The sequence below is a fragment of the Streptomyces sp. NPDC004134 genome, from assembly GCF_042874195.1.
GTDB lineage: Bacteria > Actinomycetota > Actinomycetes > Streptomycetales > Streptomycetaceae > Streptomyces.
On record NZ_JBIAMS010000031.1, the window covers coordinates 25,862 to 50,264 of the forward strand.

Genomic DNA, 24,403 nt, shown 5'->3' on the forward strand with positions numbered 1-24,403 from the left:
CGCCCCACCGCAGCCCCTTCCCTGCGGATCGACTCCCGCCGAGTATCAGGGAATTGGATACGGGCATTCCCAAACCGGGATTTACGTCCCGGTCCCCCCGGATTAACATCTTCCCGCATCGAGCGCCGCCCCGACGAAATTCTTCTGCCTACGCAAATGCGTGCCGCCTGACTTTGTGCTGCCCATTTCCCTCTGCGCCGACGGGAGTTTTCTCATGGACAACGTCTCACGCCGGAAAGTTCTTCTTTCAAGCGCGGCCGTGGGCGGTGCCGCCGCCCTCGGCACCGGCCAGCTCGCCGCCGCGACCTCGGCAGGAGCCGCCGCCCGCGGCGTGCCCGCCTCGACCATCACCCCCGCCGACGCCCGCTATCCCGACTTCGTCTCCGGCAGCAACGGCCGCTGGCGCGCCGATCCCGAGGCGGTCCGGGTGGCCACGGCCACCGAGCAGGTGGTGGCCGCGGTAGAGGAGGCCGTACGGGCCGGAAAGCGCGTCTCCGTACGCAGCGGCGGCCACTGCTACGAGGCATTCGTCTACCACTCCGACGCCCAGGTCGTCATCGATCTGTCGGCGATGAACGACATCTCGTACGACCAAAAGAGACGCGCCTTCGTCATCGAGCCCGGCTGCACGCTGATGGAGGTCTATATGGAGCTCTATCGCGTCTGGGGGGTGACGATCCCGGGCGGTTCCTGCTCCTCCGTCGGCGCCGGCGGGCATATCCAGGGCGGCGGCTTCGGGCTGCTGTCCCGGGCGTTCGGGCTGACGGTCGACTACATCCACGCGGTCGAGGTCGTGGTGGTCGACGCCGCGGGCAAGGCCCGCGCGATCGTGGCCAGCAGCGACAAGAACGACCCGCACCACGACCTGTGGTGGGCGCACACCGGCGGTGGCGGCGGCAACTTCGGCATCGTCACCCGCTACTTCCTGCGCGCCCCCGGCACCGAGCGGCTGGCGCCGGAGAAGCAGTTGCCGCAGCCGCCCGGCGAGGTGTACGTGCACCAGCAGTCGTGGCCCTGGAGCAACATCAACGAGGACCGCTTCCGCACCCTGCTGCGCAACTACAGCGGCTTCTACGAGGAGTACAGCGCCCCCGGCAACCCGTACGCCGGCATGTTCAGCATGCTCGTGTGCAGCACGAAGGCCAGCGGATCGATCTCGATGACCACACAGATCGACGCCACGCAGCCGGACGCGGCGCGCAAGCTGGACGACTTCCTGGCCGAGATCGGCGGCCACATGGGCGACGCCCAGCCGGCCACCCTCTCGACGAACGAGATGCGGGCGATGCCCGACCTCTTCGCGCCGCAGTCGCGGCCGTGGCTGGTCGCCACCCGCCAGCTCGGCGGCTCGGGCTGGGGCGGGCGGGGCGACTACAAGTCGGCGTACCTGCGGCGGGCGTTCCCGGAAGAGCAGATATCGGCGATGTACAAGAACCTCACCGAGACCGACCAGCGCAGCGCGCTCGTATCGATCGACTCGTACGGCGCGCAGGTGAACGCGGTCGGCACGGACGCGACCGCGGCTCCGCAGCGGGACTCGATCATCAAGCTCCAGTACCAGGCGTACTGGAGCGAGCAGTCGGAGGAGGCGGCGAAGCTCGGCTGGATCCGGAACATGTACCGCGACGTGTACGCGGACACCGGCGGCGTCCCCGTCCCCAACGAGGTCAACGACGGGTGCTACATCAACTACCCGGACATCGACCTCGGCGACCCGCAGTGGAACACCTCGGACACCCCCTGGCACGACCTGTACTACAAGCAGGCGTACGTCCGGCTGCAGCGGGTCAAGGCCGCGTACGACCCGGGGAACGTGTTCCGCCACGCCCAGTCCGTCCGGCTGCCGGAGTAGGCGGCGCGGCGGGCCGGGGGTGCGCGGGCGGGTGGCGTACGGCGAAGGGGCGGGACGCGGCGCCCGGTTCACGTGCCCCGGGCGGTCCGCACGCCGCGACCGGACCGCATACTGCGAACAGCCCCGTATCGAATCGCTTCCCCGTCCCGCGCCACCCCGCACCACCGCCCGAACCCCGTGCCACCCGCTCCACCGGTGACCGTCCCCGCCACGAGAGGAGCACCGCCTTGCACGCCTCCGCCCCGCCCCCCGAACCCGATGCACCACCCGCCGCCGAAAGCCCCACAGGACCGAGCCGGCGCCAGATGCTGCCGGTCTTCGGCGCTGCGGCGCTGGCGGGCGTCGTTCCCGCGCTGGGCTCCGCCTCGCCCGCGTCGGCCGCACCCGCGGCCGCGGCGCCCGCCTCCGCCGCGGCGGCAGCCCGCGGCCCCCGCGCCGTCTACGTCGGCGGCTACGCCGGCGGCCCCGGCGCCCCCGCCGGGCTCGCCGCGTTCCGCATGGCCGGCGACGGCCGCCTCACCCCCATCCAGGAGGTGCCCGGCGTCCCCAACCCCTCGTGGCTGGCGGTGCATCCGCGGCTGCCCGTGCTCTACGCCGTCTGCGAGGTGAGCACCTGGAACGGGCAGAAGGGCGGCGGCGTCGTCTCGTACGCCATCGACACCGCCACCGGCGAGCTGACCCGCACCGGCGACCAGCCCGTGCCCGGCGTCCCCGCGCACGGCGCGCTCGACGAGCGCGGCGGCCACCTGATCGTCGCCAACTACGGCGGCGCCACCTTCGCCGTCGTCCCGCTCGGCGCGGACGGCACGCCCCAGCCGGTCTCGGACACCGTCACCGTCACCGGCACGGGCCCCGACCCCGAGCGCCAGAACGGGCCGCACCCGCACCAGGTCGCCTTCGACCCGGCGTACGGATACGTCTTCGGCGCCGACCTGGGCACCGACCGCGTCTGGGCCTGGCGGCTGGACGGCGAGGCCGGGAAGCTGACGCCGAACCCACTGCCGTTCATGCAGGTCGCCTCCGGCTCGGGCACGCGGCACCTGGCGTTCCACCCGGGCGGGCGGTTCGTCTACGTCGTCAACGAGCTGACGTCGTCGGTGACGGCCTTCACGTACGACGCGGCCCGCGGCACGTTCCGCTGGCTGCAGACCCTCGGCACGCTGCCGCGCGGCTTCACCGGCGAGAGCTACTGCGCGGAGGTCGCCGTGCACCCGGACGGCAGGACGGTGTACGTGTCCAACCGCGGGCACGACAGCATCGCCCGCTTCGCGGTCGGCGCCGACGGGCGGCTCGACCTGCGCGAGACCACCTCCACCGAGGGCGCCTGGCCGCGGCACTTCGCCCTCTCCCCGGCCGGCGACGTGCTGCTGGTGGCGAACCAGAACAGCGACGACGTGGTGTCGTTCCGCGTCACCCGCTCCGGCGCCCTGCGCCGCACCGGCGCCACCGCCGCCGCACCGAGCCCGGCGTGCGTGGCCTTCGGGGGCGTACTGCCGAAGTGACGGCCTCCGGTGCCGTCCCGTTCCCGGGCCACGCCGCTCTCAGCCGGAGTTCACCGGGCGCCGCGGCGGCGCGGGAACCGGGCCGGCAACGACCGCTCTGAGTGCGCGGATCAGGGCGCGGACGGAGGCGCCGGCGGCCTGCTCCGGGGTGGTGAGGTAGCCCACGGAGCGGGTCGGCCGTCCGGGGCCGAGATCGGCGACCGTGACGCCGTCGGGTGCGTCGTGCAGCGAGAGCGCGGGCATGATCGCCATGCCGAGACCTCTGCTCACCATGGAGAGCACCGCTCCGTCGTCCTCGGTCAGGACGGTCGCCTTCGGGATCCAGTCCTGCTCGGCCCACCACCGGCGGGTGTAGGAGCCGCAGTTCTCGTGCCAGTCCACCAGGGGCAGGGAGCGCGGGGCGGGGTGGCCGGCCGGGTGCACCAGCGCGTAGGGCTCTTCCAGGAGTACGTCGCCGACGAGCCCGCCGGGCAGGGACGACCCGGCGCCGATCGTGGCGATACCCACGTCGGCGCGCCCCTCGGCGACCTCGCCCGCGGTGCCCGCGCCCAGTTCGCGGACGACGTACACCTCCGGTTCGATGCCGTGGTGGCGCTCGGTGAGGTGCTCGAGGACGGGCGGGAGCAGGAAGAGGGCGGCGCTGCGGAAGGCGGCGATGCGCAGCGGCCCGGCGACCGTGCCGCGCCCGGCGGCGCGGGCCTCCGCGGCCAGGGTGTCGAGGAGCCGCAGGACCCGGCGGGCGTGGGCGGCAGCGGCGGCACCGGCCGCGGTGGGGGTCGCGCCCTTGCGGCCCCGCTCGAAGAGGACCGCGCCGACCTTGCGTTCCGTCCCGCGGATGGAGTGCGAGACCGCGGACTGGGTCAGCCCGAGGGCCTTGGCCGCCGCCGAGAACCCGCGCTCGCGATCGACGGCAACGAGGACGCGCAGCTCGTGCGGGGCGAGGTCCGTGGCTGTCACAGCGGTCCCACCTGCTTCCATGAGGGTCCTTCATGGCTCGGACCGTTCCATGAGCGCAACCCTCTCTCCGGCGTCCGTATTTCCTCCGTACGGTCACCGCCATGACCGAGACCGCGCTCACCGTGCACCAGACCGCCCGCCCCCACGGCTTCCCCACGGCCGGCCACTTCGCCTTCGTCCGGTCCGCGATCCCGGCTCCCGGCCCGGGAACGGCGCTGGTGGAGAACCTGTACTGGTCGGTGGACCCCTACCACCGCGAGATGATGGACGGGGACTTCGCGCTCCACGCGCCGCTGGAGGGCCGCACGATCGGCCGGGTCGTGCGCTCCCGCCATCCGTCGCTCCCCGAGGGTGAGATCGTCTTCCACCGGCAGGGCTGGCGCAGCCACGCCGTCGTCACCCCCGGCCAGGCGCGCCCCGTCCCCCGCTTCGACGGCGTACCGCTCTCCGCGCACCTGGGCATCCTCGGCGGCACAGGGCTGACCGCCTACGTCGGTCTGACCCGCGTCGCGGAACTGCGGGAGGGCCAGGACGTGTTCGTCTCGGCGGCGGCGGGCGGCGTGGGCACGGCCACCGGGCGGCTCGCCCGGCTGATGGGCGCGGGGCGGCTGGTCGGCAGCGCGGGCACGGCGGCGAAGGCCGCCTATCTGACCGAACACGTCGGCTACGACGAGGTCTTCGACTACCACTCGGGTCCGGCGGCCGAGCTGCTCGCCGGGGCGGCGCCCGGCGGGATCGACGTCTACATGGACAACGTCGGCGGCGAGCACCTCGAAGCGGCGATCTCCTCGCTGCGGGAGTACGGCAGGATCGTGCGGATCGGCACGATCGCCCAGTACAACGCCACCGGCACGCCCTACGCGCTGCGCAACCTTCCCGACATCGTCGAGAAGAGCCTGCGCATGGAGGGCTTCCTGGTCCGCAACCACGCCGACGCGCAGGAGGAGCTGTACGCGTTCGTCGTGCCGCATCTGCAAAGTGGCCGCGTCACCCTCGACGAGACCGTGGTCGACGGCTTCGGCGGCATCGTCGACGCGTTCCTGGGGATGCTCCGGGGCGCGAACCAGGGCAAGATCATCGTGCGGGCGGCCGGGGCGGACGTCTGACGGCCCGGGGTGTGCCGGCCTTCCGCACACCCCGGCCCCGCCCGCCACCGCCGCGCGCCACCGCCGCCGTTCACGCCCGCCGGTGGCCGGCCCCTCCCGCCGCGTCCCGTTCGCCGACGTCATTTGTCAACGCCATTGACATACCGCCGGGCCCTCCCTACCTTCCTCCGTCGAAGCGCTTCGACACCCCTCATCGAACCGATTCGACGAGGCCAACTCTCCCGGAGGCAGTGGATGTTGAAGGCACGGAGAAGGGCGCGCCTGCTGGCTGCCGCCCTGGCGGGAGCCCTGTCGCTGAGCACGCTCGCCGCGTGCGGCGGCTCCGACGGCGGCGGTTCCGGCGACGGCAAGACCCTCCGGCTCTGGCACTACGAGGGCCCCGACAGCGCCATGGGCAAGGCGTGGGCCGAGGCCGTCGCCGAGTTCGAGGAGAGCCACCCGGGGGTGAAGGTCGAGTTCGAGGAGAAGGGCTTCGAGCAGATCCAGAAGACCGCCCCGCAGGTCCTCAACTCCGACCAGGCGCCCGACCTCATGGAGTACAACAAGGGCAACGCCACCACGGGCCAGCTCTCCCGCCAGGGCCTGCTCACCGACCTCACCGCCGAGGCGGAGAAGCGCGGCTGGGCCGACGCCGTGCCGCCGACCGTGGCGACCACCAGCCGCTACGACGAGAGCGGCGTCATGGGCTCCGGCGCCTGGTACGGCATCCCCAACTACGCCGAGTTCACGATGGTCTACTTCAACAAGGACCTCTTCGCGGAGCACGGCGTCGAGGTCCCGACGACGTTCGCGGAGCTGGAGGACGCGCTCGCGGCGTTCGAGGACGCCGGCATCACCCCGTTCGCCAACGCCGGCGCCGAGTACATGGCGCAGCAGTACCTCTACCAGCTCGCGCTCAGCCGGGCCGACAAGGCGTGGGTCGACTCCTTCCAGATGGGCGGCGAGACCGACTTCTCCGACGCGGCCTGGACGTACGCCGCCGAGACCTTCGCCGACTGGGTCGGCAAGGGCTACATCGCCGAGAACTCCTCCGGCACCAAGGCCGAGGACGCCGGCGTCTCGTTCATCCAGGGCAAGCACCCGATGCTCTTCTCCGGAAGCTGGTGGTTCGGGCGCTTCCAGGCCGAGGTGAAGAAGTTCGACTGGGACACCTTCCTGTGGCCCGGCAGCGACCTGACCCTCGGCTCCGGCGGCAACCTGTGGGTGGTCCCCGAGGGCGCCGAGAACAAGGAGCTGGCGTACGACTTCATCGACATCACGATGAAGAAGGGCATCCAGAACGTCCTGGGGAACAACGGCGGCGTCCCGGTCGCGGCCGACGCCGCCGCGATCACCGACCCGCAGTCGAAGGCCCTCATCGAGGACTACACGGCCCTCGCCGGGAACGACGGCCTCGCCTACTACCCCGACTGGCCTGCCAACGGCTTCTACGACTCGATGACCTCCGAGACGCAGAAGCTCCTCACCGGCAGCGCGGACCCGGCCGACGTGCTGGAGTCGCTCCAGGCCGAGTACGACGAGAACGTGCTCGAAGAATGACGGCCGCCGTCTCCAAGGACGCGGCCCGCGCCGCCGGCGGGAGTCGGACCCCCTCCCGCCGGCGGCGGCGCCCGGCCCGCGGCGGCCGTGCGCACCGGACGTCCACCGAGGGCTCGTACGCGCTCTTCCTGCTGCCCGGCGCGCTGGCGTTCCTCGTCGTCATCGTGGTGCCGTTCGCGATGAACACCGGCATCAGCTTCACCGACTGGAGCGGCGTCGGCACACCCGAGTTCACCGGTCTGGAGAACTACGACAGGCTCCTCGGCGACGACGACTTCCGGGAGTCCTTCCGGCACAGCCTGGCCATGGTCGCGGCGATGGCGCTGATCCCGACCGCGCTCGGGCTGGTGCTCGCCTCGGCGCTCTTCGACTTCGTCGGCCGGCACGCCGGCAGCCGCTGGGTGGCCGTGCTGCGGGCCTGCTTCTATCTGCCGCAGGTGCTGCCGATCGCGGTCGCCGGCATCGTGTGGAGCTGGATCCTGGCGCCGGAGAGCGGTTCGCTCAACGAACTCCTGGGCGCCGTCGGGCTCGACGCGCTTCAGCAGGACTGGCTCGGCGATCCGGACTGGGCGCTGTACAGCGTGATGGCCGTGATGGTGTGGGTGCAGATCGGCTTCCCGCTGGTGATCTTCATGTCCGGGCTCCAGCGCGTCGACCCGGCGCTGCACGAGGCGGCGGAGCTGGACGGCGCGGGCTGGTGGCGGCGGTTCTGGCACGTGACGCTGCCGCAACTGCGGCCGGAGATCGCGGTGGTGCTGCTGTGGTGCACGATCGCGGCGCTGAAGGTCTTCGGCATGGTGTACGTCCTCACCGGCGGCGGCCCGGGCGGGGCGACGAACGTCCCGTCGTACTTCGCGTACCAGAACTTCTTCGAGAACTTCCAGGCCGGCTACGGCGCCGCGATCTCCACCGTCCTCACGGTGCTCATCCTGGCGCTTGCGGTCGTCGCCCTGAAGCTGCAGACGAGGGCGGAGGACGAGAACTCGTGACCGCGGTCAGGAAGTACCCGGTGCTCGTGGCGCTGGTGCTGGGCGCGGCGTTCATGGTGCTGCCGTTCTTCGTGGTGCTGATGAACGCGGTGAAGTCGCCGGAGGAGTACTCCAGCGACGGGCCGCTGAGCATGCCGGACGGCGTGTACCTCGACGGGCTCGCGGACTTCTGGGAGCGCGTCGACTTCGGGCAGAAGCTGTGGAACTCGGTGCTGATCTCCGGCTCGGTGGCGGTGCTCGCGGTGGTGCTGTCGGTGCTCAGCGCCTACGCCATCGGCATCGGCCGGATCCGCGGGCGGCCGTACGTGCTGGCGTTCTTCGTGCTGGCGAACATGCTGCCGCAGGAGGCGCTGGTCTACCCGGTCTACTACCTGTCGAAGGAGGCGGGCCTCTACGACACCCGGCTGAGCGTGGTGATCGTCTTCACCGTCGTGCAGTCCGCTTTCGGCACGTATCTGCTGGCCTCGGTGCTCGGCGGGTTCCCGCGCGAGGTGATCGAGGCCGCGCGGATCGACGGGGCCGGCAAGTGGCAGGTGCTGTGGAGGGTGGTGGTGCCCGTCAGCCGGCCGACGATCGGCGTGCTGATGGTGCTGTTCTTCATCTGGACCTGGAACGAGTTCCTGCTGCCGCTGGTCATGCTCGTCTCGGACGACAACCAGACCGTGTCAGTCGCCCTGGGCGTGCTCCAGGGGCAGCGGGACATGGACGCCACGATGACGAACGCCGCCGCCCTGCTGGGCGTGCTGCCGGCGATCGCGTTCTTCCTCATCTTCCAGCGGACCCTGACCCGCGGCATCGCCGCGGGCGCGGTCAAGTGATCCCCAAGTGACCCCGAGAGGCTGCGCATGAAGTTCACCGACGGCTACTGGATGCTGCGTCCGGGTGTCCGGGCCGCGTACCCCGTCGAGGTGCTCGACGTCACCGCCGGGGACGGCACGCTGGACGTGCACGCACCGACCCAGCCCATCCGGCACCGCGGCGATCTGCTGAAGGGCCCGGTCATGACGGTCTCCGTGCACTCCCCCATGCCCGACGTGATCGGCGTGACCCTCACCCACTTCGACGGCGGCACCGACGCCGGCCCCCGCTTCCAGCTCGCCGGGACCGGGCCGCACGCGCAGGTCTCGTACGACGACGAGCACGCCCTGCTCACCGCCGGCGGCCTCGCCCTGCGGGTGGCGCGCGGCGGGCCGTGGCGGCTGGACTTCCTCACCGCCGACGGGCTGAAGCCGCTGACCTCCTCGGGGTCCAAGGGCATGGCCATCATGGAGACCGACGCCCCCGGCGGCGGCCCGGCCCGGCACTATCTGCGCGAGCAGCTCGGGCTCACCGTCGGCACCCACGTCTACGGGCTCGGCGAGCGCTTCGGGCCGCTGGTGAAGAACGGCCAGGTCGTGGACGTCTGGAACGCGGACGGCGGCACGGCCACCGAGCAGGCGTACAAGAACGTGCCGTTCTACCTCACCGACGCCGGCTACGGCGTCTTCGTCGACCACCCCGGGCGGGTGTCGCTGGAGGTGGGCTCGGAGGCGGTGTCGCGGGTGCAGTTCAGCGTCGAGGGCCAGGAGCTGACGTACTACGTCATCCACGGGCCGACGCCGAAGGAGATCCTGCGCAAGTACACGGCGCTGACCGGCCGGCCCGCGCTGCCGCCGGCCTGGTCGTTCGGGCTGTGGCTGTCGACGTCGTTCACGACCTCGTACGACGAGGAGACCGTCACCTCCTTCATCGACGGGATGGCCGCGCGCGATCTGCCGCTGTCCGTCTTCCACTTCGACTGCTTCTGGATGCGCGAGTTCCACTGGTGCGACTTCGAGTGGGACCCGCGGGTCTTCCCCGACCCGGCGGGGATGCTGCGCCGGCTGAAGGAGCGGGGGCTGCGGATCTGCGTGTGGATCAACCCGTACATCGCGCAGCGCTCCCCGCTCTTCGCCGAGGGCCGCGACGCCGGCTACCTGCTGCGCAGGCCGGACGGCGGGGTGTGGCAGTGGGACAAGTGGCAGCCGGGGATGGCGCTGGTCGACTTCACCAACCCCGACGCGCGCGCCTGGTACGCGGGCAAGCTCGCGGCGCTGCTCGACATGGGCGTGGACTGCTTCAAGACCGACTTCGGCGAGCGGGTGCCGACGGACGTCGCGTACTTCGACGGCTCCGACCCGGAGCGGATGCACAACTACTACACGTACCTCTACAACCAGACCGTCTTCGACGTGCTGAAGAAGCACCGCGGCGAGGGCGAGGCGGTGGTCTTCGCGCGCTCGGCGACGGCCGGGAGCCAGCAGTTCCCGGTGCACTGGGGCGGGGACTGCGAGTCGACGTACGAGGCGATGGCGGAGTCGCTGCGCGGCGGGCTGTCGCTGGGGATGTCGGGCTTCGGCTACTGGAGCCACGACATCGGCGGCTTCGAGGGCACGCCGTCGCCGGCGCTGTTCAAGCGGTGGATCGCCTTCGGGCTGCTGTCGTCGCACAGCCGGCTGCACGGCTCGTCCTCGTACCGGGTGCCGTGGCTCTTCGACGAGGAGGCCGTGGACGTGCTGCGGGTGTTCACGAAGCTGAAGCTGCGGCTGATGCCGTATCTGGACGCGGTGGCGCGCGAGGCGCACGAGTCGGGGGTGCCGATGATGCGGCCGATGGCGCTGGAGTTCCCGGAGGACCGGGCGTGCACGCATCTGGAGCGGCAGTACATGCTCGGGCCGGACCTGCTGGTGGCGCCGGTGTTCAGCGACGGGGGCGAGGTCTCGTACTACGTCCCGGAGGGTACGTGGACGCATCTGCTGAGCGGCGAGGAGGTGCGGGGGCCGCGGTGGGTGCGGGAGCGGCACGGGTTCGCGAGCGCGCCGGTGCTGGTGCGGCCGGGGGCGGTGCTCCCGGTGGGGGCGGTGGACGACCGGCCGGACTACGACTACGCGGACGGGGTGACGCTGCGGGCGTACGGGCTGCGGCCCGGGCAGCGGGTGCGGGTGCCGGTCGGGGGGCGGGTGTTCACGGTGGTGTGCGAGGGCGGCACGGTGCGGGCGTCGGCGGGCGAGGGGGAGGCGGCGGGTGCGGGTGGCCCGGCCGGTGCGGAGGGCTCGGGCGGCGGCGACGGCCCGGGCGGGCCCTGGGCGCTGGAGGTCGTCGGCGGGCCCACGGTGCACGCGGCCGCGGGCCGCGGCGTCCTCGTCGCGGAGCTGGGCTAAGGTCCGGCTGTCCGGCATGTCGGACGTCCGGCCGGTCGAGCAGGGGGAGTTGATGGTCAAGATCACCGATGTGGCCCGGCACGCCGGGGTGTCGCCGAGCACCGTCTCGTACGCGCTCAGCGGCAAGCGCCCGATCTCCGACGAGACCCGGCAGCGCATCGAGTCCAGCATCCGCGAGCTGGGCTACCGCCCGCACGCCGGCGCCCGCGCGCTGGCCAGCAGCAGGTCCAACGTGCTGGCGCTGGTCATCCCGTTCCGCAGCGGGATCCACGTGCCGGTCGTCATGCAGTTCGCGGTGTCGGTGGTGACGACGGCGCGGCAGCACGACCACGACGTGCTGCTGCTCACCCAGGAGGAGGGCGAGGAGGGGCTGCGGCGGGTGGCGGACACGGCGCTGGTCGACGCGCTCATCGTGATGGACGTGCAGTTGCACGACGCCCGGCTGCCGCTGCTGCGGGCCCTGGACCGGCCCTCGGTGCTCATCGGCTTCCCCGCCGACCCGACCGGACTGACCTGCATCGACCTGGACTTCGCGGCGGCGGGCGGCGCCTGCGTGACGCATCTGGCGGAGCTGGGGCACCGGTGCGTGGCCCTCGTCGGCTCGCCGCCCGAGGTGTATCTGCGCGAGACGGGCTTCGCGCAGCGCGTCACCCAGGGCTTCACCGCGGCGGCCGACGAGCGGGGGCTGACGTCGACGGTGCACCCCTGCGAGGCGACCCCGGCGGCGGCGCAGGCGATGGCCGAGCGGCTGCTGCGGGAGCACCCGGAGCTGACCGGGGTGGTGGTGCACAACGAGCCGGTGGTGCAGCCGCTGATCGATGCGTTCCGACGGCTCGGGCTGCGGGTGCCGGAGGACCTGTCGGTGGTGGCGATCTGCCCGGACGAGCTGGCGGAGCAGGCGCCGCTGCCGATCTCGTCGGTGGCGGTGCCGTCCGCGCAGATCGGGGCACGGGCCGTGGAGCTGCTGATGGGCAAGCTCGACGGGCGGGAGGTGCCGGAGGCGACGATGCTGCCGCCGTGGCTGACCCGGCGGGCGACGACGGCGCCGCGCGCCGGCTGAGCGGCCGGCGGAGCCGGGCCTCTGTGTGACGGAACGGAGCAACTCATCGCGTAGTCGAAGCGATTCGACTGGATCAGAAGGAGTCGCGCACGTGAAACGAAGAACGGTTCTCGCCGCCCCGCTGGCGCTCCCGCTGGCCGGTTCCCTCACCACCGCACTCGCCGGCACCGCCGCGGCGGCCCCGAAGGGGCCGGCCACACCGGCCGCTTCGGCAGCCGCCGCCAAGGTCCGCGAACTGCTCTCCCAGCTCACCCTCGACGAGAAGATCTCCCTGCTCCACCAGTGGCAGCCCGCCATCCCCCGGCTCGGGATGAAGGCGTTCCGCACCGGCACCGAGGCCCTGCACGGCCTGGCCTGGCTCGGCCCCGCCACCGTCTTCCCGCAGGCGATCGGCCTCGCCGCCACCTGGGACCCCGGCCTGATCCGCGAGGTCGGCGCCGCCGTCGGCGACGAGGTGCGCGGCCTCCAGCACGACCGCCCCGCCGGCTGGGGCCTGAATGTCTGGGCGCCGGTCGTCAACCTGCTGCGCGACCCCCGCTGGGGCCGCAACGAGGAGGGCTACTCCGAGGATCCGTACCTGACCGGCGTCATCTCCACGGCCTACGCGGGCGGGCTGACCGGCGGCGACCCCGACAACCTCAAGACGGCACCCCTCGTCAAGCACTACCTGGCCAACAACAACGAGGTCCGCCGCGACCAGACCTCCTCGGACCTGCGCCCGCGGGTGCTCAAGGAGTACGAGGAGCCGGCCTACCGGGCGGCGATCTCCGCCGACGCGGCGTGCGGCGTCATGACCGCGTACAACCTCGTCAACGGCCGCCCCTGCACGGTCACCGACCTGAACGCCTCGGTACGCACCTGGACCGACCGGACCCTGCTCAACGTCACCGACGCCTGGGCCCCCAACAACCTCCCGGCCACCGGCTCGCAGAAGTACTTCGGCACCCTCGCCGAGGCCGACGCCGCCATCCTCAGGGCCGGCGTCGACAGCTTCACCACCGACGACACCGACGGCGGCCCGACCGCCGCCGCCGTCAGGGAGGCGCTGGCGCAGGGCCTGCTCACCGAGGCCGACGTCGACACCGCCGTACGGCACATCCTCGACATCCGCGCCCGCCTCGGCGACTTCGCCGCGGACGGCGGCCCGTACGGGCACCTCGACAGGTCCGTCGTCGACAGCCCCGCGCACCGCAAGCTCGCCCGCCGCACCGCCGCCGAGGCGGTCGTGCTGCTGAAGAACGACCGCGGCGCGCTGCCGCTCGACGCCCGCAAGCTGCGGAAGGTCGCGGTCGTCGGCCCGCTGGCCGACACCCTCTACACCGACTGGTACTCGGGCAGCCTGCCGTACGCGATCACGCCGCTGCGCGGCATCGCCGACCGGCTGGGCGCCGGCGCCGAGGTGACGACCAGCGAGGCCGTCGACCGGGTGGCGCTGCGGAACGCCGCCACCGGCCGCTACGTCACCGCGGGCCGCGGCGCCGGGGGCGCGGCGCTGGCGGAGGGCGCGACGGCGGCGGGCGAGACCGAGCAGTTCGACGTCTTCGGCTGGGGCGAGGGGATCGTCACGCTGCGGGCCGCCGCCAACGGCAAGGTCGTCGGCATGCGGGACCCGGACGGCGGGGGGTACCGGTTCTTCAACGACCAGGACCAGCCCAACGGCTGGTTCGTCTCGCAGTTGTTCCGGCCGGAGGAGCAGGACGACGGCACGGTGGTGCTGCGCTACGCGGGCTACGAGAACTGGCTCGGCGACGCCGTCTACCTCCGCGCCCGGGCAGGGGACGGCGAACTCGTCCTCGGCACCGCCGCCGACGCCTCCCGCTACACCCTCGAAACGCTTCGAGACGGCATCGACGAGGCCGTGGCGGCGGCCCGGGCCGCGGACACCGCGATCGTCGTCGTCGGCTCGATGCCCTTCATCAACGCCCGCGAGACCGACGACCGCGAGGACATGGGCCTGGCCGCCACCCAGTCGGCGCTGGTACGGGCCGTGCTCGCCGCCAATCCCCGGACCGTCGTCGTGGTCGAGAACAGCTACCCCACCACGCTGACCTGGGAGCAGGAGCACGTCCCGGCGCTGGTGTGGACGACCCACGCGGGCCAGGAGACCGGCCGCGCACTGGCCGACGTGCTGTTCGGCGACGTGAACCCGGCGGGCCGGCTCACCCAGACCTGGTACCGCTCGGCCGCCGACCTGCCGCCGATCCTGGAGTACGACAACATCAAGTACGGGCGCACGTACCAGTACTTCACCGGCGACGTGCTCTACCCCTTCGGCCACGGCCTGTCGTACACCACCTTCCGCTACGGCCGCCCGCGGCTGCTGCGCGACGCCGTCGCCGTGCCGGTCACCAACACCGGCCGGCGCGCGGGCGCGGAGGTCGTGCAGCTCTACACCCGGCAGCGCGACTCCCGGGTGCAGCAGCCGCTGAAGAAGCTCCAGGCGTTCGACAAGGTCAGCCTCCGGCCCGGCGAGACGCGCACGGTGACGCTGCCGCTGCCGCGCGCGGCGCTGGCGCACTGGGACGTGACCCGCGAGCGCTGGGTGGTGGAGCGCAGCACCTACGACGTGCTCGTCGGCGCCTCGTCCGGGGACATCCGCGTGCGGGCCGAACTGGCCATCGACGGCGAGACGGTGCCGCCGCGGGATCTGCGGCGGACGACGCGGGCGGAGAACTTCGACGACTACGCGGGCGTGCGGCTGGTCGACGAGTCGAAGCCGCGGGGCACGGCGGTCGGCGCGGAGTCGGCGGGCGCCTGGCTGCTGTTCGCGGACGCCGACCTGCGGCGCGGGGCGCGGCGGCTGGTGGCGCGGGTGGCGAAGGAGTCGCCGGGCGAGGCCACGCTGGAGGTGCGGCTGGACGCGCCGGACGGCCCGCCGGCGGGCCGGGCGGTGGTGCGCAGCACGGGGTCGCGGTACGCGTACGAGGAGGTCACGGCGGCGATGCGGGGCGCGGCCGGGCGCCGGGACGTGTATCTGGTGCCGGGTGAAGGGGTGCGTATCGCGGACTTCTCCCTGAGCTGAGCCCGGCGCTCCCCGGGCACGTCGCCGGGTCCGCGCGTACGCGGCCCGCGGGTTGGTGGTCCGCGGCGGGCGGGAGGACGGCCGCCCGCCGCGGACACCGGTCCGACGCCGCCGGCCCGAGGACACGGCAACCGGCGGCGTCGGGGCTCACCGGACTCAAGGGGCTCGCGGGGCTCCGGGGACGTGCCCGGAGGGCCCTCAGTCCCCGGAGACCGCGATGGACTGGAACTCGCGGAGCACCTTCTCCGGCGCCGAGTTCTGGCTGACGGCCTTGCCCAGGTCGTTGCCCATCACCCCGAGCAGCTCGGCCCAGACCGGCCGCGTGGTGGGGTCGAACCGGGCCCGCCCCGTCATCCCCACGTACCGCCCGACCCGCCGGTCGTCCTTGAGCACGTCGACCGCCGACTGCGTGGTGGGCAGCAGGCCCTCGGTCTTCAGGTACGGCACGTAGTTCTCCGGCCGGTAGAAGAAGCTGAGGAAGTCGCGGATCAGCTCGCGGTTGCCGGACTTCCTGAACGCCATCAGGTAGTCCTGGATCCCGTGCGCGACCGGCTCGGCGCCGTGGCTGACCGGGTGGACGGCGAGCCCGTAGTCGACGTCGCCCTTCTCGATCAGGTCCAGGAACGCCCGCGCGCCGAAGGCGCCGTAGACCATCGCGGCCTTGCCCTGCGCGAACAGCGGCCAGGTGCCGTCGGGGCGGTTGGTCTGGCCGGGGTTGGGCTGGGTGTAGCCGCGCTTGCTGAGGTCCTGGAGGAAGCCGAGCGTTTCGACGTTGCGGTCGCTGTCGATGGCCCACCTGCCGTTCGCGGTCCAGCCGCCGCCGTTGGCGCGGGCCCAGGTGCCGAACTCGTAGTGCCCGGACTCGATGCCGAGGGCCAGCCCGTACGGGACGTACTTCCCGGGCAGCGCCTTGATCCGGTCGACGGCGTCGAGGAACTGGTCGCGGGTCTCCGGCGGCCCGTCGAAGCCGGCTTCGCGCAGGATCGCCTTGTTGTAGTACATGCCGTTGACGGTGGCGAGGAACGGCAGCGCGTACTGCCGGCCGCGGAAGGAGGCGTTGTCGGCGAAGGCGGGCATGAAGTCGCCGTAGACCTCGGGGGTGAGGACGTCCTCCGCGGGGTGCAGCAGGTCGGCGTCGGCGTAGTCGGCGAAGAGGTTGAGGTTGGCTATGTCGGGCAACTGGCCCGTCTGGACCATCGTGTTGATCTGGGTCTGCAGGTTGCCCCAGTCGATGATCTGCAGCTTGACGCTCTTGCCGGGGTGCTTGTCCTCGAACTTCGCGACGAGCTTGCGCCAGTACGGCTGCGTGCCGTCGGTGTACTGCGCGATGACGACCTTGATGGCGTTCGGGTCGCCGGCCGCGATGGGGCGGCCGCAGGCCGCCGCCAGTGCGCCGAGCGCGGACGCGGAGGCGAGCGCGCCGCCGGCGCGCAGGACGGCCCTTCTGCCGGGCCTGCTGCCTGGCCTGCTGCCGGGACCTCTGCCGGGCACGGGGTGGCTCATTTGGTGCTGCCCTTCGTCAGGCCGCTGACCAGGTACCGCTCGATGAGCGCGAACAGGATCACCGCGGGCACGATCGCCATCAGGGAGGCGGCGAAGAGGTACTGGTAGTTCGTCTCGTACAGGCCCACGAACTGCTGCACGCCGACGGTGAGCGGCACCCGGTTCTCCGTGGGCTCGTTGAAGACGGTCAGCGAGATGACGAACTCGTTCCAGACCTGGATGAACGTGAAGATGGTGACGGTGATGAGCGCGGGGGCCGCGAGCGGCAGCGCCATCCGCACCATGATCCGGAAGCGGCCGAGCCCGTCGAGCATCGCCGCCTCGTCTATCTCCACGGGTATGGAGCTGAACTGGGTGTGCATGATCCAGATCGCGAAGGCGATGTTGAAGGCGCAGTTGACCGCGATGATGAACCAGTAGCTGTGGATCCCGCCGGTGAACACCGCCTCCCGGTACAGGCCGATGAGCAGCGCCACCGCGGGGAACATCTGGGAGACCAGCACCAGCCCGAGGAACGCGCCCCGGCCGCGGAACGTCGTCCGGGCCAGGATGAACGCGGCGGGCGCGGCGATCAGCAGCACCACGGCGGTGGAGACCAGCGCGACGATCAGGCTGACCTTGAAGTAGTCGGCCAGCGGGATCTTGTCCCACACGTCGGCGTAGTTGGACCAGGCCCACTCGTCGGGCAGGTAGTCGGCGGGCACCTGGAACAGCTCGGCGTCGGTCTTCAGCGAGCCGAGGAACATCGCGACGTACGGCGCGAGGAAGAACAGCGCGACGCAGAGCCCCGCGAGCGGCAGCCCGACGTGCCGCACCCGCCGCCACCCGGCGGCCAGCGGTCCGGTCACGGGGCGCACGCCGCGGGCGAGGGCGGCCGAGGCGAGCCGGGTGCGGCGGCCGAGGGCCTCGGCCGCCTCGCTGCCCCTGCGCTCCCTGCCGGGGGCGAGCGGGTCGCGGCCCTTGAGGAGTCTGATGAGGACGGCGATGAGGAGGCTGATCGCGATCACGTTGAGCACGCCGAGGGCGGCGGCCTCGCCGGTGTCGAGCCGGCCGGTGAAGGCGATCTTGTACATGAAGGTGACGGAGGTGTCGGCGTGGTTGCCGGCCGTCTTGCCCATGATCACCCAGATCAGGGCGAAGGCGTTGAAGACGTGCAGCATGTTGAGCACGAGCGCGACGGTCAGCGAGGGCCGCAGCATCGGCAGCGTCACCCGGCGCCAGGTGGTCCACGGCCCGGCGCCGTCGATCTTCGCGGCCTCCATCACCTCGCCGGGGATGGTCTGCAGCCCGGAGAGCAGGACGTACGCCGTGAAGGGGATCGACGTGACGACCCCGACCGCCATCAGCGAGTAGAAGGCGATGTCCGGGTCCTTGTACCAGTCGACCGGCGAGTCGAGGATCTTCAGATCCATCAGCAGCCGGTTGAGCAGGCCGTTCCCGCCCTCGTAGATGAAGCGCCAGACGGTCGCGGTCATCACCAGGGACGTCGCCCACGGCACGATCAGCGCGAGCCGCACGAAGCGGCGGCCGAAGAAGTCCTTGGCGAGGAACTGGGCGAGGGCGAGGGAGGCGAGGACCGTGAGGCCGACGACGACCACGACCCATAGGAGGGTGTTGCCGACGACGCCGGGGAGTTCGTCCTCGGCGAAGAGGCTGCGGTAGTTGTCCAGACCGGCGAAGCCGTCGGTCAGGCCGATGCGGTTGATCTCGACGAAGGACATCCCGACCATGTAGACCGCCGGGAAGACGATCACGGCCGCGATGAGCAGGGTGCTGGGCGCCAGCCAGCGGACGGGGACCGTCCGCCGCCACAGGGCGCGAAGCGGGCTCACCCGGGGCGGCGCGGTGCCGCCCCGGGGGCCGGGGGGTGTCGGCGGGGCGCCGCCTTCGTTCCGTACGGGATCGGCGGTCGCCTCGGTGCGGGGCGTCGTCGTCAACGGGCACCTCCTGCTGTATCAGGTCTCGGGGCGCCCTGATCGCCCGGATCGCGCCGCTGGGCCCGCACGCCCGGGTGGCGCTGATCGCCCGGGTGGCCTGGGGACTCTGCTGTCTTCCCGTCGCCGGCGGCGAGGTCGTGCAGCGGGACGATCTGCCCGGCGGCACCGCCGAACAGTTCGCCGTCCAGATACGCCACGGCCCGCCCGATCGCGCCGACCGCGACGCACTCCTCGTCGAGCGCGGACGCGCGCAGCTCCGGCACCCGCAGGCACACGTCCTCCAGCCGCCGCCGCAGCCGCGGCAGCAGCACGTCGGCGGCGCGCGAGAAGGCGCCGCCCAGGACGACGAGTTCGGGGTCGAGGGTCATGACCATCGCCGCGGTGCCCAGCGCCAGGTCGTCGCAGTAGCGCTCGACGGCCGCCACGGCGACGGGGTCGCCGCCGCGGGCGGCGGCGAAGGTGTGCCGCGCGGCGTCGCTCTTGGGCACGCCCGGGGGGACGGCGGGGCAGTCGTGGAGGTACGAGGCGGCGGTGACCCAGTGCGTCACGGGGTGCATGCCGACCTCGCCGGCGACGCCGCCGAAGCCGCGGTGCACCTGCCCCCCGACGACCAGCGCGGCGCCGGTGCGCCGGCCGGCGTGCAGGAAGACGGTGTCGTCGACGCCCTTGGCCACGCCCCACTGGCGCTCGGCGAGGGCGGCGAGGCGGGAGTCGTTGTCGATCTGCACGGCGCAGGGGAAGAGCGCGCCGATCCGGGCGGCCAGGTCGACGCCGGTCCAGTTGGCGACGCCGGCGCAGAACTGCACGGTGCCGGCGCGGTCCACGACGCCGGTGGTGCCGGCGCCGACGGCCCACAACTCCTCGCGCCGCAGCCCGACGGCGGTCAGGCAGTCGGCGACGGCCAGGTCGGCGGCGGCGATGCGGTCGTCGACGGGGGTGGCGGGGCTGACGGTGCGGTGGGTCTGGGCGTGGACGGTGCCGTCGAGGTCGGCGATGGCGGCGCGCACGCTGTGGACACCGATGTCGATGCCGGCGACGTGCCCGGCGTCGGCCCGGAACCGGTACCGCCGCGCGGGCCGCCCGACGGTGCCCTGCGCGGGCCCGAGTTCCTGGACCCAGCCCAGCTCCACGAGCTGGCCGACGACGTCCTTGGTGGACGGCCGGGACAGTCCTGTCCGCTCGGCGACCGCGGTGAGGGTGAGCGGCTCGGCGCCGCGCAGCACGTCCACGACGGCGAGCGAGTTCAGATGCCGCAGCCGGGACAGGTCCCCGCCCAGCTCCGCTGCCGATGCCATAGCCACGCCCTCCCGAGCCCACCGCCTGCCGTGAAGGACGCACGGCGGAGTAACGATGGACTCCTTTACATATTTACGATGGAGCCCTTTATATGGAGTGGAGAACGCCAGCGTCAACCCGTCGAACGGAGACCGACCTTGATCATCCCCACGCCGTCGCGCAGCTCCCCCCGCCACGGTTCGTACGCCCTGGGCCCGGAAACCCCGCTGCACGTCGCCGATCCCGCGCTCGCCCCGGTCGCCCGCGTCCTGCGCGAACAGCTCCTGCCCGGCACGGGCTGCACGCTGCCGCCGGGACGGGGCGGGATCGAGCTGGCCCTGTCCGGGGACCTGGCCGCGGACCCGGGTGCGGGGCCGGAGTCGTACCGCCTGACGATCGGCCCCGACGGCATCCGCATCACCGCGGGCGGCCCGGCCGGTGCCTTCTACGGCGTGCAGACGCTGCGCCAGCTCCTGCCGCCGCACACCCTGCGCCACAGCGCGCTCGACGAGGGCCCGTGGGTCCTGGCAGGCGTCGAGATCGAGGACCGGCCGCGGTTCGCGTGGCGGGGCGTGCTGCTGGACGTGGCCAGGCACTTCTTCACCAAGCGGGACGTGCTGCGCGTGCTCGACCAGATGGCGCTGCACAAGCTGAACGTGCTCCACTTCCACCTCACCGACGACCAGGGCTGGCGCCTGGAGGTGAAGCGCTACCCGCGGCTGACGGAGATCGGCTCCTGGCGCACGGAGTCGAAGCCGGGCTGGAACGAGACGGGCGACGGCCGGCCGCACGGCGGCTACTACACGCAGGACGACATCCGCGAGATCGTCGCGTACGCGGCGGCCAGGCACATCCTGGTGGTGCCGGAGGTCGACGTGCCGGGCCACACGCAGGCCGCCATCACGGCGTACCCCGAACTGGGCAACACCGGGGCGCAGTTGGCGGTGGAGACCGGCTGGGGCGTGAAGTCGAACATCCTCGACGTCTCCGACGGGACGCTGGACTTCGTACGGAACGTCTTCGACGAGGTGATCGAGCTGTTCCCCAGCCCGATCATCTGCGTCGGCGGCGACGAGTGCCCGAAGGACCAGTGGAAGGCGAGCCCGGCGGCGCAGACGCGGATGGCGGAGCTGGGGCTGCGCAACGAGGACGAGCTGCAGAGCTGGTTCATCCGGCAGGTCTCGGACCATCTGGAGGCGCGGGGACGGCAGTTGCTGGGCTGGGACGAGATCCTGGAGGGCGGCCTGCCGCCGGCCGCGACGATCGTGTCGTGGCGCGACAACCACGGCGCGGTGCGGGCGGCCCGCGAGGGCCACCAGGTCGTCACGAGCCCGGCCCGCCAGGTCTACCTCGACTACCGCGCGTCGGACTCGGCGGACGAACCGGTCCCGGTGGGCACGGTCCTGCCGGTCGAGGAGGTCTACGCCTTCGAACCGGTCCCGGCGGAACTCCGCGGCACCCCGGCGGCGGACCTCGTCATCGGCGCGCAGTGCGGCCTGTGGACGGAGGCGATCGACAACGCCCGGGCCCTGGACTACCAGGCGTTCCCGCGGATGAGCGCCTTCGCGGAGACGGTGTGGTGCGACGCGACGCGTGACGGCGCGGCCTTCGCGGACCGGCTGGCGCACCACCTGGACCGGCTGGAGGCCCTGGGGGTGGAGTACCGGAGGCCGGAGGGCCCGAGGCCGTGGGAGCGGCGGCCCGGGGTGCGGGGGAGGCCGGTGACGCTGGAGGAGTACCTGGCGGAGGTGGAGGCGGACACGAGGAACATCAGGTAGGGGGTGGCGCGGGGCCGGGGGCGGCCGGGTTGGTCGGCCCCCGCCCCGACTCCGGCGACCGCAGGAAGTCACTGGTCGGGTTCGAGGGCGGGTGGCCCGCGCCGGACGCCGCGGCTGAGCGCCGCGCTTCCGGACCACCCCGCTTGTGCGGCCCGCGCTGGGGTCTGCGAGATGGCGGCGTCTCGGGTTCCGTCATCGCAGCCGGTCATAGCTGTCGGCGTGGGCAGCGACACCGCGCGCGGCCTGGGAGTTCGGGAGGACCAGGCTTTCGGCGTCGGCCGGGATCGCACCCGCGCGGCCGTCCTCCGGTTCGCCGGTCCAGAGTCGTAGCGCCTCCCACGGGGAGAAGCCCGCCTCGCCGTTGTGCTCCGGAAAAGCACTGCCGGAATCGGGCGGTCTTCGCCGACCGCCATTGCCGACAGCGCGCCCGCCCCTCATCCCGTACCCCTCATCGCCTCCTCCACCGCCCCCGCGAACGCCCGTACCGCCGCGCCTGCCCCGCCCTCCCGCCACACCAGGCCCAGCGCCGACTCCCGCAGGCCACGCACCCGTACGTACGCCACATCCCCCCGCGGGTGGTGCTCCGCCGTCGGGCGGCACAGCAGCATCACCCCCCGGTCCGCCGCCACCAGCGACAGGCCCTCCTGCAGCGTCCCCACCTCCGGGCCCCGCGGCACCGGCGTGCCCGACGGGGTGTGCGCCGGGGACTGGGCCTCGCGCCAGTACGGCGGGGCCGGGGCCGTCACGCCGATCAGCGGGGTCCCGGCCAGGTCCTCCGCGTCCACCTCCGGCAGTCCCGCGAAGGCGTGCCGCCGCGAGACCGCCGCGTACTGGGGCTGCACCGAGAAGACCGGCCCCAGCGCCAGCCCCGGTTCCGCCACCGGCAGCAGCACCACCGCCGCGTCCACCTCGTCGCGGTGCAGCGCCCCGAAGGGGTCCGACAGCGGGAGTTCGGTGAGCCGCGTGGCGCACCCCGGGTGCCGGTCCTCGAACTCCCCCACCGCGTCCATGAATCCGTACCCCACCACCCCCTGGAACCCGATCCGCAGCGGCCCGCCCACCCCCAGCGCCGCCGCCCTCGCGTCGTCGACGGCCGCCCGCAGCGCCGCGTACGCCGGGCGGAGCGCGGCGAGGAAGTCCTCGCCCGCCGCGGTGAGCCGGACCCGGCGGCTCGTGCGGTCCACGAGGCGGGCGCCGACGCGGTGCTCCAGCGCGCGCACGAGCTGGCTGACCCGGCTCTGCGATACGTACAGCCGTTCGCCGGTACGTCCGAAGTGCAGCTCCTCGGCCAGGACCAGGAAGCACTCCAGCTCGCGGATCTCCACCCCGCCCACGGCCGCCGGGTTCCCGTCCCCCGCCCCCTGACCTGCGCTGACCATCCGCCGCCGCCCTTCCGCCCGGCGCCGTCGCACGCCGTCTTTCCATAAGCCCACCTCATGGAAGCATGAGCACTTCGCGCTTGTTCCCGTCCCTCCGGCCGGGCTTGGCTGAGGCCATGGCAAAAGTCGACGAGCTGTCCGCAGCCCCGCCCGCAGCAGCCGCCGCCGCGGGCGGCTGGCCCGCCGTGGCGACCGTGGCCGCCGGGACCTTCACCGTGGTCACCTCCGAGATGCTGCCGGTCGGTCTGCTCACCCCCGTCAGTGGTTCGCTGGACGTCAGCGAAGGCACGGCCGGTCTCACCCTCACCGTCACCGGCCTGGTCGCCGCCCTCTCCGCCCCGCTCGTCACCGCCGCGGTCGGCCGGCTCGACCGGCGGTTGGTCCTCTGCTCCCTGATGGTGCTCCTGGCCGCGGCCAACGTGCTCGCCGCCTGGTCGCCGGGCTTCGCCGTCATGATCGCCGCCCGGGTCCTCGTCGGCGTCGGGCTCGGCGGCGTCTGGTCGCTCGCCGGCGGGCTCGGGGTGCGGCTGGTGCCGGCCGCGGCCGTCGGCGCGGCGACCTCCCTGATCTTCAGCGGCGTCGCCGTCGCCTCGGTCGTGGGCGTGCCGGCGGGCGCGTACCTCGGTGAACTCGTCGGCTGGCGCGCCGCGTTCCTCGCCGTCGGCGGCCTCGCGCTGGTCGTGAGCGCCGCGATGGCCGTGCTGCTGCCGCCGCTGCCCGCCGCGGAGGCGGTCGCCCTGGGCGGGGTGGTGCGGCTGGTCCGCGACAGCCGGGTGGCCACCGGGCTCGCGGTGGTGGCGCTGCTGGTGACGGGGCACTTCGCCGCGTACACCTATGTACGGCCCCTCCTGGAGGACGTCTCGGGCGTCGGGGCGCCGATGATCGGGACCCTCCTGCTCGCGTACGGAATCGCCGGTATCGCCGGCAACTTCGCGGCCGGCGCCCGGGTGGGCCGGCGGCTGCGCGGCACGGTGCTGGTGATCGGCGCCGTCCTGACCGCCTCGCTGCTGCTCGTGCCGCTGCTCGGGCTGTCGGTGGCGGGGGCCGCGGTGCTGCTGGTCGTGTGGGGGCTGGCGTACGGCGGGGTGTCGGTGAGTACGCAGACATGGCTGAGCCTGGCCGCGCCGCGGGCCCGGGAGGGTGCGACGTCGCTGTTCGTGGCGGTGTTCAACGGGGCCATCGCCCTTGGGGCGTTCACGGGCGGCCGGATGGTGGACGGGTTCGGTACCCGGTCGGTGCTGTGGCTCGGCGGCGCGCTGGCGCTGGGCGCGGTCGCGGTGACGCTGCTCGGCCGGGTGCCGCGGACCTCCGCCGTCCCGTAGCAC

Annotated in this window: 16 protein-coding genes; 11 read left to right on the forward strand and 5 right to left on the reverse strand. The window is 72.8% G+C overall.

Features of this window, described 5'->3' with window-relative positions; genetic code table 11:
- Positions 1 to 214: 214 nt before the first annotated feature.
- Positions 215 to 1,852, forward strand: a complete 1,638-nt coding sequence (locus tag ACFYVJ_RS30170) for an FAD-binding oxidoreductase (RefSeq protein ID WP_388898142.1) — start codon at positions 215 to 217, stop codon at positions 1,850 to 1,852.
- Between the two features lie 227 nt (positions 1,853 to 2,079).
- Complete coding sequence (locus ACFYVJ_RS30175; RefSeq protein WP_388898144.1) at positions 2,080 to 3,354, forward strand: lactonase family protein; 1,275 nt, start codon at positions 2,080 to 2,082, stop codon at positions 3,352 to 3,354.
- Between the two features lie 39 nt (positions 3,355 to 3,393).
- On the opposite strand, the gene ACFYVJ_RS30180 is transcribed toward ACFYVJ_RS30175, so the two are convergent.
- Positions 3,394 to 4,332 (reverse strand): LysR family transcriptional regulator, encoded by a 939-nt coding sequence (locus tag ACFYVJ_RS30180; protein WP_388898147.1) that lies wholly within the window; start codon positions 4,330 to 4,332, stop codon positions 3,394 to 3,396.
- 80 nt (positions 4,333 to 4,412) lie between these two features.
- On the opposite strand from ACFYVJ_RS30180, the gene ACFYVJ_RS30185 reads away from it, so the two are divergent.
- From ACFYVJ_RS30185 to ACFYVJ_RS30215, 7 genes are all read left to right on the forward strand, one after another.
- Entirely contained in the window at positions 4,413 to 5,417 is a 1,005-nt protein-coding gene (locus tag ACFYVJ_RS30185) for an NADP-dependent oxidoreductase (protein ID WP_388898150.1), read from the forward strand.
- 234 nt (positions 5,418 to 5,651) lie between these two features.
- Positions 5,652 to 6,956, forward strand: a complete 1,305-nt coding sequence (locus ACFYVJ_RS30190; protein WP_388898154.1) for an ABC transporter substrate-binding protein — start codon at positions 5,652 to 5,654, stop codon at positions 6,954 to 6,956.
- Complete coding sequence (locus ACFYVJ_RS30195; protein ID WP_388898157.1) at positions 6,953 to 7,945, forward strand: carbohydrate ABC transporter permease; 993 nt, start codon at positions 6,953 to 6,955, stop codon at positions 7,943 to 7,945. The genes ACFYVJ_RS30190 and ACFYVJ_RS30195 overlap by 4 nt, the downstream gene beginning before the upstream one ends.
- A 53-nt stretch (positions 7,946 to 7,998) precedes the next feature.
- Complete coding sequence (locus ACFYVJ_RS30200; RefSeq protein ID WP_388898279.1) at positions 7,999 to 8,763, forward strand: carbohydrate ABC transporter permease; 765 nt, start codon at positions 7,999 to 8,001, stop codon at positions 8,761 to 8,763.
- Positions 8,764 to 8,790: 27 nt separating this feature from the next.
- Positions 8,791 to 11,124: an alpha-xylosidase gene (gene yicI / locus ACFYVJ_RS30205; protein ID WP_388898159.1), complete on the forward strand. Its 2,334-nt coding sequence runs from the start codon at positions 8,791 to 8,793 to the stop codon at positions 11,122 to 11,124.
- Positions 11,125 to 11,176: 52 nt separating this feature from the next.
- Positions 11,177 to 12,184 (forward strand): LacI family DNA-binding transcriptional regulator, encoded by a 1,008-nt coding sequence (locus ACFYVJ_RS30210; protein ID WP_388898282.1) that lies wholly within the window; start codon positions 11,177 to 11,179, stop codon positions 12,182 to 12,184.
- Between the two features lie 91 nt (positions 12,185 to 12,275).
- Positions 12,276 to 15,206, forward strand: coding sequence for a glycoside hydrolase family 3 C-terminal domain-containing protein (locus tag ACFYVJ_RS30215; protein WP_388898162.1), 2,931 nt, complete (start codon positions 12,276 to 12,278; stop codon positions 15,204 to 15,206).
- A gap of 198 nt (positions 15,207 to 15,404) precedes the next feature.
- On the opposite strand, the gene ACFYVJ_RS30220 is transcribed toward ACFYVJ_RS30215, so the two are convergent.
- From ACFYVJ_RS30220 to ACFYVJ_RS30230, 3 genes are read right to left on the reverse strand one after another with little or no spacing between them, the layout of a single operon-like run.
- Positions 15,405 to 16,697: an extracellular solute-binding protein gene (locus ACFYVJ_RS30220; protein WP_388898165.1), complete on the reverse strand. Its 1,293-nt coding sequence runs from the start codon at positions 16,695 to 16,697 to the stop codon at positions 15,405 to 15,407.
- Positions 16,698 to 16,705: 8 nt separating this feature from the next.
- On the reverse strand, positions 16,706 to 18,646 hold the full coding sequence (locus ACFYVJ_RS30225) for an ABC transporter permease subunit (protein ID WP_388898168.1): 1,941 nt from the start codon (positions 18,644 to 18,646) through the stop codon (positions 16,706 to 16,708).
- Positions 18,643 to 19,941 (reverse strand): ROK family protein, encoded by a 1,299-nt coding sequence (locus ACFYVJ_RS30230; protein WP_388898172.1) that lies wholly within the window; start codon positions 19,939 to 19,941, stop codon positions 18,643 to 18,645. The genes ACFYVJ_RS30225 and ACFYVJ_RS30230 overlap by 4 nt, the downstream gene beginning before the upstream one ends.
- Before the next feature lie 138 nt (positions 19,942 to 20,079).
- On the opposite strand from ACFYVJ_RS30230, the gene ACFYVJ_RS30235 reads away from it, so the two are divergent.
- A complete protein-coding gene (locus ACFYVJ_RS30235; protein ID WP_388898175.1) occupies positions 20,080 to 21,699 on the forward strand; it encodes a beta-N-acetylhexosaminidase in 1,620 nt (539 codons plus the stop codon).
- A 434-nt stretch (positions 21,700 to 22,133) separates the two neighbouring features.
- Here the strand turns inward: ACFYVJ_RS30235 and ACFYVJ_RS30240 are convergent, their stop codons facing one another.
- Positions 22,134 to 23,033, reverse strand: coding sequence for a LysR family transcriptional regulator (locus tag ACFYVJ_RS30240; protein WP_388898285.1), 900 nt, complete (start codon positions 23,031 to 23,033; stop codon positions 22,134 to 22,136).
- A 161-nt stretch (positions 23,034 to 23,194) separates the two neighbouring features.
- On the opposite strand from ACFYVJ_RS30240, the gene ACFYVJ_RS30245 reads away from it, so the two are divergent.
- Positions 23,195 to 24,400 carry an MFS transporter gene (locus tag ACFYVJ_RS30245; RefSeq protein ID WP_388898178.1) on the forward strand — a complete coding sequence of 402 codons (1,206 nt, stop codon included), beginning with the start codon at positions 23,195 to 23,197 and terminating at the stop codon, positions 24,398 to 24,400.
- Positions 24,401 to 24,403 lie beyond the last annotated feature (3 nt).